This is a genomic window from Acinetobacter sp. Colony158 (assembly GCF_019264745.1).
In the GTDB taxonomy this organism is placed as follows: domain Bacteria; phylum Pseudomonadota; class Gammaproteobacteria; order Pseudomonadales; family Moraxellaceae; genus Acinetobacter; species Acinetobacter ursingii.
Genome location: NZ_CP078523.1, coordinates 86,711 through 100,107 on the forward strand (window position 1 = coordinate 86,711; position 13,397 = coordinate 100,107).

Here is a 13,397-nt window from a genome sequence, read left to right on the forward strand (position 1 = left end):
GTTTAATGACTTAAAACTCACAAGACTCAAAAAAGAATATCCAAATGCTACGCCTGCAAAGGTTTAGATTTGGATATTTTTATTACACTTAAAATGTATCCCAACGAACAATTTCTTTTCCTTCATATTGCATGATGCTTGTGATTTTATTTGAAGCGTCAAACTCGGTGATGGTTTTATATTCAGTGCCATTGACTATTTTTTGTTGAGTTTCACGCCGCGTACCTTCGTTTTCATACCAGTAAGTTTCTTGATAATTCCCCTCTCCATAGATCGCCTGAATTTCCTGTTGCCCAGTTTGATACCAAGATTGCTGCAAACCCAATAATTGATCATTTTGATAGTGATGGTTAGATCTTAATTGACCTGAGTGATACCAACTTTTCCACGTTCCTTGCTTTTTATTGCCAATATAATGACCTTCAGCCACTTTATGTCCATCATAATCCCAAACTTGGATATCGTTATTTTTTGCGATATCTTCAAAAAAATCAAAATTCGTTTCAACATCAAATCTAAGACACTCAGCATAATGTTGACCCGAAAGTGGATCTAAACTTTTGACCCAAAACGCACTCGAGTTTTTTTGATTATTTTCATGGTAATACTGGATGAATAAATTATCTTGATCATCTTTCTTAATTAGCTTAATCTGGCAACGAAATTTAAAATCATCTTTAGGATCGCCTAAAGAACCCACCCAGTAAGCGACTCCAAGTAGGCTATCTGAAGAACAGCCTATTAAAAATGATGTCATCATCAAAGTAAAAACTGCACACTTTTTCATTCAGCCCCCAATACAGACAATAAAGTTTTGCACATTATTTTTAATTATATTTATCAATATATCATATTCATTTTTAACAAAATCACATTGTTGCCATCTGTTCTTTCTGCTAAAAATATCATTTAAGGTTTATTCTCTTTATCCACCTAATGCATACCTAAACTTAATATGAGACTATAAAATGAGCTATCAGCATATACTGGTTTGTGTAGATGATTCTGAACCTTCTCTCAAGGCACTAGAACACGCCATACAATTAGCCAAGAGTTTAGGTAGTCAAGTGGCGGTCTTGGAGGTCTTGGAACTCGACCCGATGATTGCTGAGGACTATATAAATAAGGGGCAAAGTAACGTATTGATCGATCGAGCAAAGGATTATATCTTGGCTTCGCTAGAAAAGATTAAAGCCAAATATTCAGAAGATGGATTAAGCTTAAGCATTCAATATCGTGAAGGCCTCTCAATTGCCGAAACAATCATTCAGACCGCTATAGAGCTTGAAGCTGATTTACTGGTGATGGGATCACATGGACGCACAGGTTTAAAGAAACTTGTATTGGGTAGTGTCGCTCAAACCGTATTGGCTCAAAGTCCAGTACCTGTTCTTATTGCTAAATAAATCGGTTTTTCAAGCGATCAATTCCATTGGTATTTTTTTAGACTCACTTTCCCTGCAACTACTACAACATCTTCCTCTAGTAATTTTATTTGCTGGATATTTTCTCCATGTGCATTTAATCGGTTGGTGCTGATTTTGCCTTGAGCATTAATCACACGATGCCACGGCAAATCACTTTCAGGATCAAGATGTTTTAAAACATATCCCACTAACCGCGCATGTTTAGGGAGTCCCGCCAATTGGGCAATTTGTCCATAACTGGCAACTTTGCCATAAGGAATCAGAGCCACTACTTCGAGTATCTGGATATGAAGTTCTTTGGTCATTTATACGCCACACATATCGTGATCGCCTTTGTTGAATAGGATTCTCAATCTGCTCGACTTTAGTGTAAGCATGACAAAGTTGCCGATTAATTATGCTATTTTATCACTGTATTGCACATGATTAACTCAAATTAATCCTCGAATATTCGTTCGGCTCAAACGACATATTTCAGGCAATATGATGATAATGTTGAAAATATATACACAATAACTTTTACAAACAATTTTTTATAATGAAAAGGAGTTTACCGATGTCATATCAACATATTTTAGTTCCTGTTGATGGTTCATCCACTGCCCTTGCTGCGGTTCATCAAGCGGCACAATTAGCAAAAACCTATAATAGTCAGGTGACCATTTTACTGGTCGTGACGATTGATCCTTTTATTGGGGTTGAATATGTCAATGCTGAAAGTCAAAAAGAAGATGCCATTAATCGTGGACGCGCCATGATCCAAGATATTTTGGAAGAAGCAAAACAAGTGTTTTCATCACAAGGCGTCGAAGCAAATACTAAAATAGTCGAAGGTCAGGAAATTTACAAAGAAATTGTGAATGCTGCAACAGAGGTAAATGCTGACCTTTTAGTGATGGGTTCACATGGCCGTACAGGGTTTAAAAAGTTAGTACTGGGTAGTGTGGCACAAAAAGTATTGGGAGAGATTTATATTCCAGTATTGATTGTTCGAAGTTAAGCATACATATTCAAACATAAAAAAAGAGAATCATTCGATTCTCTTTGGGTTCAGATTTAATTTACTTAAAAATTTCCAATAGAGTCTGCTGTGCATTATGAGGTTCCTCACCTTCAGCGAGTTGAGCACGCACCCATGTTCCATCCCCTTGCAGCAACCACGCTTGCTGGTTATCTTTTAAATAATTCATCAAACCTTGCTGATAAATTCGTTTCTTCAACACTGGATCTTCGATTGGGAAACACGCCTCAACACGATTGAATAGATTACGATCCATCCAGTCCGCGCTCGAACAATAAATCCGAGCATCGCCATTATTACTAAAATAATAAACGCGGGTATGTTCTAAGAAACGGCCGACAATAGATCGAACACGAATATTTTCAGATAGTCCAGGTAAACCAGGACGCAAACAGCAAATCGAACGAATGATCAAATCAATTTTAACGCCTGCCTGCGAAGCCTCATATAGTTTGTTAATCAACTGCATTTCAGTCAATGCATTGACCTTGACAATAATCTGGGCGGGCTTGCCTGCTTTGGCATTGGCAATTTCATCATCAATAAAATTAATCAATTGAGCGTGTAAGGTAAATGGTGCATGTAACAGCTTTTTCAGCTTTGCCATTTTACCCATTCCCGTCAGTTCCTGAAAAATACGATGCACATCATCACATAATTCTTTATCTGTGGTCAGTAAGCCGTAATCGGTATAAATACGCGCATTGCCAGCATGATAGTTACCCGTACCTAAATGCACGTAACGCACCAGTTTGTTATTTTCACGGCGCACCACCATGATCATTTTGGCGTGAGTTTTATAACCTACAATACCATAGACGACGACTGCTCCCGCTTCTTGTAACAGGTTTGCCACTTCGATATTGGATTCTTCATCAAAGCGCGCGCGTAACTCAATAATAGCAGTCACTTCCTTGCCATTACGTGCTGCTTCTGCCAAAACTTGGACAATCTCAGAATCCGCACCACTACGGTATAAGGTTTGCTTAATTGCAAGAACCTGTGGATCACGCGCTGCTTCACGCAGTAAATTGATGACAGGAGCAAAAGATTCAAACGGATGATGCAGTAAAATGTCCTGCTTCTGCATCGCTGCAAAAATATTTTCTGATTTTTTGAGTATCTTGGGAATAACAGGCGTATGCGAATCATAACGCAAATGTGGACGTTTAAAATTGGATAATAAACGTGCAAGATTGACGGGACCATCGACTTTATAAAGCTGTTCCTCGTCCAGATCAAACTCATCTAGCAAATATTCATAGATGTGCTTTGGACAGTTTTCAGTGACTTCCAAACGCACTGCACGACCAAAACGGCGTGAACTTAATTCACCTTTTAAGGCTTTAGCCAGATCTTCAACGTCTTCATTTAAGGCCAAGTCTGCATTACGCGTCACACGGAACTGATAACAACCTGTCGCAGTCATTCCTGGGAACAGGTCAGAAATATGTTCATGAATAATCGCAGAAAGCATCACATGATGTTCTTTACCGCCAGTTAATTCATTGGGTAAACGTACTACACGTGGCAACGAACGTGGTGCAGGTACAACAGCCAAATCAATCTGACGACCAAAAGCATCTTTGCCTTCTAAAGTGACAATAAAGTTCAGGCTTTTATTGACCAAGCGAGGAAATGGATGCGCAGGATCTAAACTAATCGGTGTTAATACAGGTGCAACTTGTTCCTGAAAATATTTTTTAATCCATGACGATTGGGCAGGTGTCAGCTCACCGCGACGTAAAAAGCAAATATCTTCTTCACGCAGCTTTGGCAAAATTTCTTCGTTTAATATCCGATATTGGCGTTCAATGGCGGCATGTGCGGTTTTAGAAATTTGATCTAGAACCTGTCGTGGGGTCAAACCATCTGGGCTACGACTTTCATTGCCCAAATACATTTGCTCCATGACACCAGCCACGCGGATTTCAAAAAACTCATCCAGATTACGCGAAAAAATCAGCAGGAAGTTCATCCGCTCCAAAAGTGGATGTAATGGATCAACCGCTTGTTCCAAAACTCGCAAATGAAAATCGAGAATTGAAAGCTCGCGGTTAATATAGCGATCATTATAAGTATACTCTGCTTCTGCCGGCATAGTTTCAGACGGTGTTGTAATCGCGGTATTCATGCATTCAACCTGACATTATAAATTTTTGATGCCTAAACAAGGCTTTTAAATAGTATGCTGCAAAATTATGACAATTTCATAAAATTAGCTCGTATTCACAAGCTTTTTTAAAAATTACCACATTCTAAAACCAGATATCTAAGGAATCTGGCTATAGCGCATATATTTTAAGGTAAAACGCTGCTTAAACTTAAATTTTGGATCATTACGATTGGCTTGATAACCTTTTGGATTTGGCAATAATGCAGCCAAAAATGCAGCTTGTTGATTGGTTAAGCTTCTCGCGCTTTTATGAAAATAATATTGAGAGGCGGCTTCCACGCCATAAATATTATCTCCGAGTTCAACCGAGTTCATATACACTTCCAAAATACGCTGCTTTGACCACATGCGTTCCATCATCCAAGTTGCAACAGCTTCCTGACCTTTGCGAATGAATGAACGTTTATTATATAAAAATAAATTTTTTGCTAATTGTTGCGAAATAGTGGAACCACCATTGACGACTTCGCCTGATTTTTCATTTTTCTCAAGTGCATACTGAATACCATCCCAGTCAAAGCCATGATGTTGTAAAAACTTACCATCTTCTGCCGCGACAACTGCACGCTTAAAATTATCACTAATATGGTCGTAGTCACGCCATTCATGATGCAACGGCTCAGAAGTATCTGACCAATAATCGATACGCATAAACATCGTCGTTTCAACGGGATGCGTTCGCCACCAAGCTAAACTACAAAAAATCCATAACTGCACCAGAAGAATAAAACTGACAAGAATTAAAGCAGCGCGAACAATAAATTTCTTCATGCCAGATGGGTTCTCCAGAAAATCACGTATTTCATGTTAAGCTTAAACTAAGCATTATTGATATATAACAAAAGCATATCATGTCTGAATATAGTCCTCCGCAAGTAAATCGTAAACTTGAAGTCAATCTGTGGTGGATCACCGCAGTTTTAATCGCCATGAATGTGGGTTTATATGGCTGGCAAGTGCTGTCAGGTGTCGATGCCACCAGCCCAACAACAGCCGATGCCATCCGTTGGGGTGCCGACTTCTCGCCCCTGACTTTTCTGGAACAACCACAACGTTTATTTACCAGTATGTTCTTCCATTTTGGGCTGGTACATCTGATGCTGAATATGTGGGCGCTGTATATTTTTGGCAGTATTGCAGAACAAATGCTCGGGCGTTTTTATTTTATCGGGTTGTATCTATTGGCTGGACTGATGGGCAGTTTGCTCAGCAGTTACGTCACTATTCGTGACAGTTATGCATTACTTGAGCATTTTGATCCAACTTTACTTCCTCATGTTGGCGCAGGTGCCTCTGGCGCGGTGATGGGACTTGGCGCAGCACTCACCATATTGGCCCTGTTTCCTGCTTTGCCCGATCAGCGTTTTATTTTAGATAAAAAATCTTTAGTCATGGTCATGGCAATTAACCTTGCCTTTGGTTTCATTGCAACTGGAATTAATAATGCCGCGCATATTGGCGGAATGATCATGGGCGCTTTACTGGCAATGATTTGGTATATCAGCCAAAAGATACATCAAGCAAATCTAGGCGCAGTGGTTGGATTGATCATTGGGGCGGTATTGTGTGCCTTATTTTATCAATACTGTGTCAGTCTGATTCCACCGATTGAGCCACTTTGGCAAGAAATTTTAGCGCAAATGAAAAGCCAGCTGGGTATATAGCTGGCTTTTTATAGTTTGATTTTACTTAAAGCTTAAGATTGGTTGATTTCTCTTAAACTTTGTAAAGGTGGAATATCACATAGATAACTGAGTCGATATCGTCCAATCAAGGCACAAATCAGCATCATGGCAACAGGTAAAATCAGCCAGATTTCAGGATGCCATTGTAGCGCAATGTTCATTTTATAGCTGGCAATGGCACTGATAATTTCAGCGAAGAAGCAGGATACTACCCCTGCAATTAAACCGATAAATCCGATTTCCAAACTCAACATATGTTTAAGTTTTGACTTGGATAATCCAAAGGAACGCATCAATGCCACTTCTCGACGGCGTTCATCCATGAGGAGATTCAAACACGCCACTAAGACTAAAATTCCAGACAGCCCAACCAATATTGCCAATACCGTAATCACTTGAACCAATACACTGACCAGCCTTTTAATTTCATCCAGTATCAAACTGACATCGATAAAGACAGTGTTAGAAAAACGTTGAATCACCTGAATCAATTGCGTCTTATCCTGCGGTGGAACATAAAAACTGCCTAAATAACTTCCTGCATTTTCATCCATGCTGTGCGGTGAAAAAATAAAGAAAAAATTCGGACTAAAGCTTTCCCACTCTACACTTCGTAAGTTGATGACCCGCGCAGATAACGTCCCTTCTGGCAAATTAAATGTCAACTTATCCCCTACTTTTATATCCAGTTCTTCAGCCAATTTAGCCTCAACCGATACTTGATTGACCTGATTAAATAATGGCTGTCCTTGTGTAATGACATTGTCCTTTGGCAAGGTCTCTGCTTGGGTCAAATTCAGCTCACGCCGTAAAGAATTATTTGTTTGAATCAATTCATTAGCAAAGGGTTGATCATTCTTGGCAATCAATCTGCCCCGAATATTGGGATATAAAGGCGTACTTTTCCAATCATTGTGTTCAAGCTGTTGCTTAAACTCAGGCATATCAAAAGGCGGCAACCCATACACAAATTGATTTGGCGTTCCTTCTGGTAATTGTTGTTGCCAACGCTGCAATAGATCTGTGCGTAATACAGTTAATACAGTAATTAAACTCAAGCCCAAAGCCAGTGCGGTGATTTGTAAACTGGTGTGCGCTGGTGTCCGTATATACACTGAAAATCGATTTTTGAGTTGCTTAAAAAATTTTAATAGGCTCCAAACAACCCCATATAGAATCGCGCTGAGTAAGAGTATCGCTGCCAGCATCAGACCACTCAGTTGAATATTTTCACTCAACACCATACTAAACACCGCTAAACTCAACACACCTGCTAAAAACATAAAGGCAAATGATCGTTTAGAACGTGTTTCCTGACGAATCACCCGAATTGGAGGCGTATTTAGTAACTCCCAGATACTCGGCAAGATAAATCCTGCCATCACCACGATACTGGTGAATATCGCAATCGGTAATGGGCCGAACAAAAATGCAATCACTGAGAAACTTAACTCGAGTTGCGGAATCAACTGCAACATCAGTTGTAATAAGCCATAGCCAAGTCCCACGCCTAATAATGAGCCAATCAAGATTGATATGAGGCTGACTACAGCCAATAATCCAAGATATGCCCAGACGATCTGTACACGAGTTGCCCCGAGACAACGCATTAAGGCAATGTGATCCTGATTTTGTTGGACATAGCGCTGACTGGTTAAAGCAATGGCGATACCACACAGCAAAATCGTTAAAATATTGGCCAACTGTAAAAACGTATCCAGATTTTCAATTGGTTTCATCAAACGTGTATTGCCTTGCGCAGCATTACGCAGTCTTAAGCTCGATTCTGGATCAGCCTCTGTATCATCCTGAACATGATGTTGCGCTTTGAACTTCTTTTCAAAATTTTGAATATGTTCAGGCGTTCCAGCCATCAATAACCGATATTCAATCCGACTACCGACTTGAATCGCATTGGTTTTGGCAATATCTGATTGGTTAATCATGACAGTGGGAGAAAATCCAGAAAAGCCCAATTCCTGATTGGAATCATGCTTAATCACACCCGTAACTTTAAATGCACCATCTGCGATAAAGATCTGCTCACCCAACTTAACCTTAAGTAAATCCATCGCGCGTGGACTTAACCAGATTTCACCAGATTTGATCTGCGTTGCTTGAGGTTCAATCTCTAATTTTCCACGTAACGGAAAGTGTGTATCAATGGCTTTGACATTAACCATCACAAATTGATCATTCGTTCGTGCCATTGAACTGAAAACAGTGACATTAGATTGCTGAAAGTTTTCAGTAGTTGCTTGTTGCTTCCATGTATCTGCAATGGGTTCATTGTCAGAAAGCACTAAATCGGCTGCTAACATTTCAGCAGCTTGTAAAGTCACAGCATTTTGAATCTGATCGTTACTAAATTTAAGTGCAGTGGTTGCACTGATGGCAAGTGACAAGGCAATGATGAGTAAATAAATACCGCCCGTCCGAAAGCTTTGGATAAATAAAGGTTTAAACAATGCACTCATGTCCCATCCTCCATCTGATCAACTGGATGAGAAGATTCTTGGGCAGAGATTTGATCTTCAAATAATTTACCATCGATCAGTTGCAAGCGACGCTGACACATTGCTGCCAGCTTGGCATCATGCGTGACCAAAATCAGTGTCGTGCCTAATTCACGATTCAGTTCAAATAGCAGGCTCTCAATGTCTTGTGCAGTTTGACCATCCAGATTTCCTGTCGGTTCATCGGCAAAAATAATTTTGGGTGATGCAATCAAAGCACGTGCAATGGCTACACGTTGCTGCTCACCACCCGACAAAACTTTGGGGGTTTGCAATGCCTGACGTTCCAACCCGACTCGTTTTAACCAAGACAAGGCTTTTTCTTCAGCCTGCTGATAATCAAACTTTGGCTGCAAACGTAAAGGCAGCATCACATTTTCCAGCGCACTCAAATGTGGTAACAGTTGAAAAGACTGAAATACAAAACCGATATTTTCCAGACGAACTTTTGCTCTTGCTTCTTCACTCACTTGATGTACTGCTTGCTCACAAACCCAAACCTCGCCTGAACTCGGCTGATCCAATGTTGCCAACATCCCTAAAAGAGTGGATTTTCCTGACCCCGAACGCCCAGTAATTGCAACTTGCTCACCTGCATAAATATCGAGATTGATATCATTTAAAATAGTTAATATTTTGTTATTAAATTGAATGGATTGTGTCAGTTGGTGGGCAGAAATAATCGGTTGTGGCATGATGGTCATTATCCTGTCTGATGCAATGATCGGTCATTTTTTAATATGCAAATTTTAAAACGCTTGTTCAAACCCAAAACTGTAAAATACTACATGGTTGCTACGCTCAGTGTGATTCCTTTTGCCGTAGATGCAAAAACCATTCTGATTGTGGGAGATAGCATCAGTGCAGGTTATGGAATCAATCCTGAACAAGGCTGGGTTCAATTATTGCAAAAACGTCTTGACCAACAGTATCCGAAACAGCATAAAGTGGTCAATGCAAGTGTAAGTGGTGAAACCACCAGCGGTGCGCTGGCCCGAATGCCAAAACTACTACAAAGCTATAAACCTGATGTGGTCGTCATCGAGTTGGGTGGTAATGATGCATTACGCGGTCAACCGCCTCAAATGATCCAAAAAAATTTGGGGCAACTGGTACAACAGAGTCAGCAAGCCAAAGCGAAAGTATTATTATTTGGTATGAAAATTCCGCCTAACTATGGAACGGCTTATAGCCAAGCCTTTGAAAATAACTATAAAGTGATCAGTCAACAATACAAAATCAAACTACTGCCTTTCTTTATGCAAGGCATCGCGGGACATAAAGATCTGATGCAAAATGACCAGATTCACCCGAATGCCAAAGCACAAACTATTTTATTGAATAATGCCTATCCATATATTAAAGGCGCGTTATAACGCGCCTTTAACTCAATTAAACATCTATAGGATGCTTAAAAATCAAAAAAAGTCACTTCACCTGTTTCTAAAGAATATTCAGCACCGACCACGATCATTTTGCCCTTTTCGATCAGGTGTTCAAGTACAGCAGAACCATGACGTAACTGATTCACCGAAGCAAACACATTGGAACGAACCGCATGCATACACAATTTTGCATGGTCATGTTTTAGATCGGTTTGCAGCAAAATTTCAACGGAAGGACGGACTCGATTGACAATCGACATCAAGTTGTCAGAAGGCGGATGATCTGGATTCATCAACGTATCGACCGTGGCCTGAATTGCCCCGCAGTGACTATGACCTAACACCACAACCACGGCACAATCATAACGTTCAGCCGCGAACTCCACACTTCCCACTTGTGACGGTGCAACAATATTGCCTGCCACACGGATCACGAACAAATCACCTAGCCCTTGATCAAAGACAATTTCAGCAGGGACACGCGAATCAGAACATCCCAAAATAATGGCAAATGGATTTTGGTCTTGAGCCATATCGGTACGTTCTTGATGTGATAATAATTTGCGGTGAGTCACTTCACCTGTTGCAAATCTCTTATTACCCGCTTTAAGACGTTCAAGCGCTTCCTGAGCAGTGATCATTTGTTTTGCCATCAAATAATGAGTTCAAAATAGTGTAATAAGCTAAACTCTGAAAGTCACTGACAAAAACTAAACTATGACAATCTTTCTCCATTTTGATATTTTTTTAATCAATTTAAGATAATAACTTGTTGTCTATAAATTTATTTACATTTTATTTCGATAATAATACGACCTATTTAACATTTTTTGAGTCTAAGCAGTTGACCAAATTGACTATAATTCTCCTAGATTTTTTTTAGCAGCAAATGACGGATACAAAGCCTTTATTTCATAATATAAAGCCTCAAAACGTCAGCAACTTTCAAGGATGAAGTTAAATGACTTTCCGTATTCCTTACATTAACTTTTTCTATACATGGGCATTTGCTATGAGTATATGTATGGGACTATTTGCTGGAGGAAGTTTACAAAATGCTCAAGCCGCAGACTGTCATTTTAATTTACATGATGAACTGCAACAGCAACGTAACTGGGCTGGCTTAAAAACCAAAAGCTTAAAAGTAGATGATATTACTTGGGTCTATAGCGAAGGCGGTGCATCAAATAAACCAACGATTTTATTGATTCATGGTTTAGCAGGCAGCCGTGATAACTGGAATTCAATTGCCAAAGTATTAACCCCTTATTATCACGTGATCATTCCTGATCTGCCTATGGCGGGCGATACCATCGTTCCAAAGGATTTTGATTTATCTGTACCCAATGTCACTGAAAAACTGCGACGTTTTACCGAAGCTGCACATGTGTCTAATCAAATTAATATTGTCGGGCATTCGGTTGGCGGTTCTATTGCTATGCTATATGCATCGCAATATGCGTTTGACACACAAAGTCTATTTCTCATCAGCAGTGCGGGCGTTTATCATTCCGCCAATACCATTTACTTGAAAGATCCAACTTATCTCAAACAATTGATTGTTTCCAAGAAGGGCGATCTGAATTATGTGCTGAATCAAGTCATGTATCATCAGCCATTTTTGTCCAATGATTATAAAAATGCGATGGAACAAAATTTAATCACCCATGCGCAGGAAACCAGTAAAATTGTTGATCAACTGGTGGCGTTAAAACGACTTTACACTCCAGATACATTTTCAGTTTTAGCGCGCTCGATTGAAGCGCCCACCTTAATTTTATGGGGTGCAGAAGATAAAATTGTCAATGTTGAAGCCGCGGGTGAATTAAAGAAAATGTTGAAACGTGCCGAAGCACCGATTATTTTAAATCATGTCGGACATATGCCGATACTGGAAGCGGATCAATTGGTTATTCAATACTACTTGCCTTTTTTGGAAAAAACCCAAAAACAAAAAAATCCACTAACCGACCCTTTGGTGTCCCTAGGTAGACATTCCGTTTCCGATTAAAACAACAGATGAATCACTAGACTTGTTTCATCATTGTTTAAACCCTCTTTATTTTTCTCCTACAGGGAGAAATAAAAGGGAGTTATGAAAAAGTCTACTACACATTAAAAGTTAAACATGCAGAGATGATTTTTAAAGTAAAGTGTTTAAAACTCAGACATTCAATTTAGAGATATTATGAGCAACCCGATCATTGACCAATTAATAGAAGCACAGCTTGATTTTCTGGATCAGGAGTTTTCTCAAAAAACGATGATTCAGTCTGAGTTTTCTGAATTTTATCATTGGTTTAGAAAGAAAAAATTAAAAGATTTATGGTCATTTGAACAAATTTATCATTTGATTCAAACGCAAATTTTAGATACTGCTGCGAGTCCCTTTTTAATCGAGCAAATTACTGAACATATTCGTTTTGCCTTGATTCATCCAAGTAATGATCAGACAACGATTGAAAATATTATCCCTGTGGTAACGATTGACCATATCGCCCAATATGTGGCGAGTAAAAGCGAACACCGTAAAGCACTGATTAAACGTGTCACCAATAATCCTGCATTTTCAATGATGGTGACACAGCTCATCCAACATTCCATTCAGGATTATCTGGATAATTCCCTCATGAATAAAAAAGTTCCCGGTGTTGGACGTTTTATGAAAATGGGAAAATCTGTACTCGAGTCTGTGACTGACTCCAATCTGGATGACACAGTCGCTAATTATTTACAAAAGAACATTATTAAATTAAGTCAGCTGAGTGAAACAGTACTGAATCAGCATTTTAATGATGAAAAGCTTTATCAATTTCAGGCCAATTTATGGCATAAAATCAAAAAATTACCTGTAAATGTTGTGCGTAATTATATTGAAGTCAATGACTTACCTAAAACCGTGGGAATGGGGCATGAAATCTGGGAACACATCCGCCAGACCGATTATTTAAAACAACAAGTGCATGATGGTGTCTATGCATGGTACGCACGTAATCAGGAACGTTCTTTTGATTTATTGTTACGCGATATAAATATCAATGAAGAGTTAATTCAAAACCAACTGACTGAATTATTAACCCCCATTATTCAGGAAATGGTTCAATCCAAACATTTGCGTGAACGTGCACGATATTATCTGGAAAAGTTTTATTATTCTGAACAGGTTAAAAATATTTTTAAATGATTA

Annotated in this window: 13 protein-coding genes; 6 read left to right on the forward strand and 7 right to left on the reverse strand. The window is 39.3% G+C overall.

Features of this window, described 5'->3' with window-relative positions; genetic code table 11:
* Nucleotides 1-88: 88 nt before the first annotated feature.
* Nucleotides 89-760: a toxin-antitoxin system YwqK family antitoxin gene (locus JR005_RS00285; RefSeq protein WP_228731721.1), complete on the reverse strand. Its 672-nt coding sequence runs from the start codon at nt 758-760 to the stop codon at nt 89-91.
* A gap of 208 nt (nt 761-968) precedes the next feature.
* Between JR005_RS00285 and JR005_RS00290 the strand changes: the two genes are divergently transcribed.
* A complete protein-coding gene (locus JR005_RS00290; protein ID WP_218665361.1) occupies nt 969-1,406 on the forward strand; it encodes a universal stress protein in 438 nt (145 codons plus the stop codon).
* A 17-nt stretch (nt 1,407-1,423) separates the two neighbouring features.
* Here the strand turns inward: JR005_RS00290 and JR005_RS00295 are convergent, their stop codons facing one another.
* On the reverse strand, nt 1,424-1,732 hold the full coding sequence (locus JR005_RS00295) for an MGMT family protein (RefSeq protein ID WP_151724783.1): 309 nt from the start codon (nt 1,730-1,732) through the stop codon (nt 1,424-1,426).
* A gap of 251 nt (nt 1,733-1,983) precedes the next feature.
* Between JR005_RS00295 and JR005_RS00300 the strand changes: the two genes are divergently transcribed.
* Nucleotides 1,984-2,427, forward strand: a complete 444-nt coding sequence (locus JR005_RS00300; protein ID WP_004990231.1) for a universal stress protein — start codon at nt 1,984-1,986, stop codon at nt 2,425-2,427.
* A 61-nt stretch (nt 2,428-2,488) separates the two neighbouring features.
* On the opposite strand, the gene ppk1 is transcribed toward JR005_RS00300, so the two are convergent.
* Entirely contained in the window at nt 2,489-4,582 is a 2,094-nt protein-coding gene (ppk1, locus tag JR005_RS00305) for a polyphosphate kinase 1 (protein WP_218665362.1), read from the reverse strand.
* 138 nt (nt 4,583-4,720) lie between these two features.
* Nucleotides 4,721-5,395, reverse strand: a complete 675-nt coding sequence (gene mtgA / locus JR005_RS00310; RefSeq protein WP_218665363.1) for a monofunctional biosynthetic peptidoglycan transglycosylase — start codon at nt 5,393-5,395, stop codon at nt 4,721-4,723.
* Nucleotides 5,396-5,475: 80 nt separating this feature from the next.
* On the opposite strand from mtgA, the gene JR005_RS00315 reads away from it, so the two are divergent.
* Nucleotides 5,476-6,288 carry a rhomboid family intramembrane serine protease gene (locus tag JR005_RS00315; protein WP_204470846.1) on the forward strand — a complete coding sequence of 271 codons (813 nt, stop codon included), beginning with the start codon at nt 5,476-5,478 and terminating at the stop codon, nt 6,286-6,288.
* Nucleotides 6,289-6,320: 32 nt separating this feature from the next.
* Here JR005_RS00315 and JR005_RS00320 read toward each other — a convergent pair whose 3' ends face one another.
* A complete protein-coding gene (locus JR005_RS00320; protein WP_218665364.1) occupies nt 6,321-8,786 on the reverse strand; it encodes an ABC transporter permease in 2,466 nt (821 codons plus the stop codon).
* On the reverse strand, nt 8,783-9,520 hold the full coding sequence (locus JR005_RS00325) for an ABC transporter ATP-binding protein (protein ID WP_218665365.1): 738 nt from the start codon (nt 9,518-9,520) through the stop codon (nt 8,783-8,785). Before JR005_RS00325 ends, JR005_RS00320 begins: the two co-directional genes overlap by 4 nt.
* A 93-nt stretch (nt 9,521-9,613) precedes the next feature.
* Here JR005_RS00325 and JR005_RS00330 point away from each other — a divergent pair, with 93 nt between their 5' ends.
* The gene (locus JR005_RS00330; protein ID WP_228731773.1) at nt 9,614-10,201 is read left to right on the forward strand and encodes an arylesterase; all 588 of its coding nucleotides are present in this window, start codon (nt 9,614-9,616) and stop codon (nt 10,199-10,201) included.
* Nucleotides 10,202-10,236: 35 nt separating this feature from the next.
* Here JR005_RS00330 and JR005_RS00335 read toward each other — a convergent pair whose 3' ends face one another.
* A complete protein-coding gene (locus tag JR005_RS00335; protein WP_010588747.1) occupies nt 10,237-10,851 on the reverse strand; it encodes a carbonic anhydrase in 615 nt (204 codons plus the stop codon).
* A gap of 320 nt (nt 10,852-11,171) precedes the next feature.
* On the opposite strand from JR005_RS00335, the gene JR005_RS00340 reads away from it, so the two are divergent.
* The gene (locus JR005_RS00340) at nt 11,172-12,221 is read left to right on the forward strand and encodes an alpha/beta fold hydrolase (RefSeq protein WP_218665367.1); all 1,050 of its coding nucleotides are present in this window, start codon (nt 11,172-11,174) and stop codon (nt 12,219-12,221) included.
* Between the two features lie 177 nt (nt 12,222-12,398).
* The gene (locus tag JR005_RS00345) at nt 12,399-13,394 is read left to right on the forward strand and encodes a hypothetical protein (RefSeq protein WP_218665368.1); all 996 of its coding nucleotides are present in this window, start codon (nt 12,399-12,401) and stop codon (nt 13,392-13,394) included.
* Nucleotides 13,395-13,397 lie beyond the last annotated feature (3 nt).

Excerpts from the sequence above, each read along its gene's own strand:
- JR005_RS00315 (WP_204470846.1), top strand. The coding sequence starts at position 5,476 with ATGTCTGAATATAGTCCTCCGCAAGTAAATCGTAAACTTGAAGTCAAT.
- JR005_RS00300 (WP_004990231.1), top strand. The coding sequence starts at position 1,984 with ATGTCATATCAACATATTTTAGTTCCTGTTGATGGTTCATCCACTGCC.
- JR005_RS00290 (WP_218665361.1), top strand. The coding sequence starts at position 969 with ATGAGCTATCAGCATATACTGGTTTGTGTAGATGATTCTGAACCTTCT.
- JR005_RS00285 (WP_228731721.1), bottom strand. The coding sequence starts at position 760 with ATGATGACATCATTTTTAATAGGCTGTTCTTCAGATAGCCTACTTGGA.
- JR005_RS00345 (WP_218665368.1), top strand. The coding sequence starts at position 12,399 with ATGAGCAACCCGATCATTGACCAATTAATAGAAGCACAGCTTGATTTT.
- JR005_RS00295 (WP_151724783.1), bottom strand. The coding sequence starts at position 1,732 with ATGACCAAAGAACTTCATATCCAGATACTCGAAGTAGTGGCTCTGATT.
- ppk1 (WP_218665362.1), bottom strand. The coding sequence starts at position 4,582 with ATGAATACCGCGATTACAACACCGTCTGAAACTATGCCGGCAGAAGCA.
- JR005_RS00320 (WP_218665364.1), bottom strand. The coding sequence starts at position 8,786 with ATGAGTGCATTGTTTAAACCTTTATTTATCCAAAGCTTTCGGACGGGC.
- JR005_RS00335 (WP_010588747.1), bottom strand. The coding sequence starts at position 10,851 with ATGATCACTGCTCAGGAAGCGCTTGAACGTCTTAAAGCGGGTAATAAG.
- JR005_RS00325 (WP_218665365.1), bottom strand. The coding sequence starts at position 9,520 with ATGCCACAACCGATTATTTCTGCCCACCAACTGACACAATCCATTCAA.
- JR005_RS00340 (WP_218665367.1), top strand. The coding sequence starts at position 11,172 with ATGACTTTCCGTATTCCTTACATTAACTTTTTCTATACATGGGCATTT.
- mtgA (WP_218665363.1), bottom strand. The coding sequence starts at position 5,395 with ATGAAGAAATTTATTGTTCGCGCTGCTTTAATTCTTGTCAGTTTTATT.
- JR005_RS00330 (WP_228731773.1), top strand. The coding sequence starts at position 9,614 with ATGGTTGCTACGCTCAGTGTGATTCCTTTTGCCGTAGATGCAAAAACC.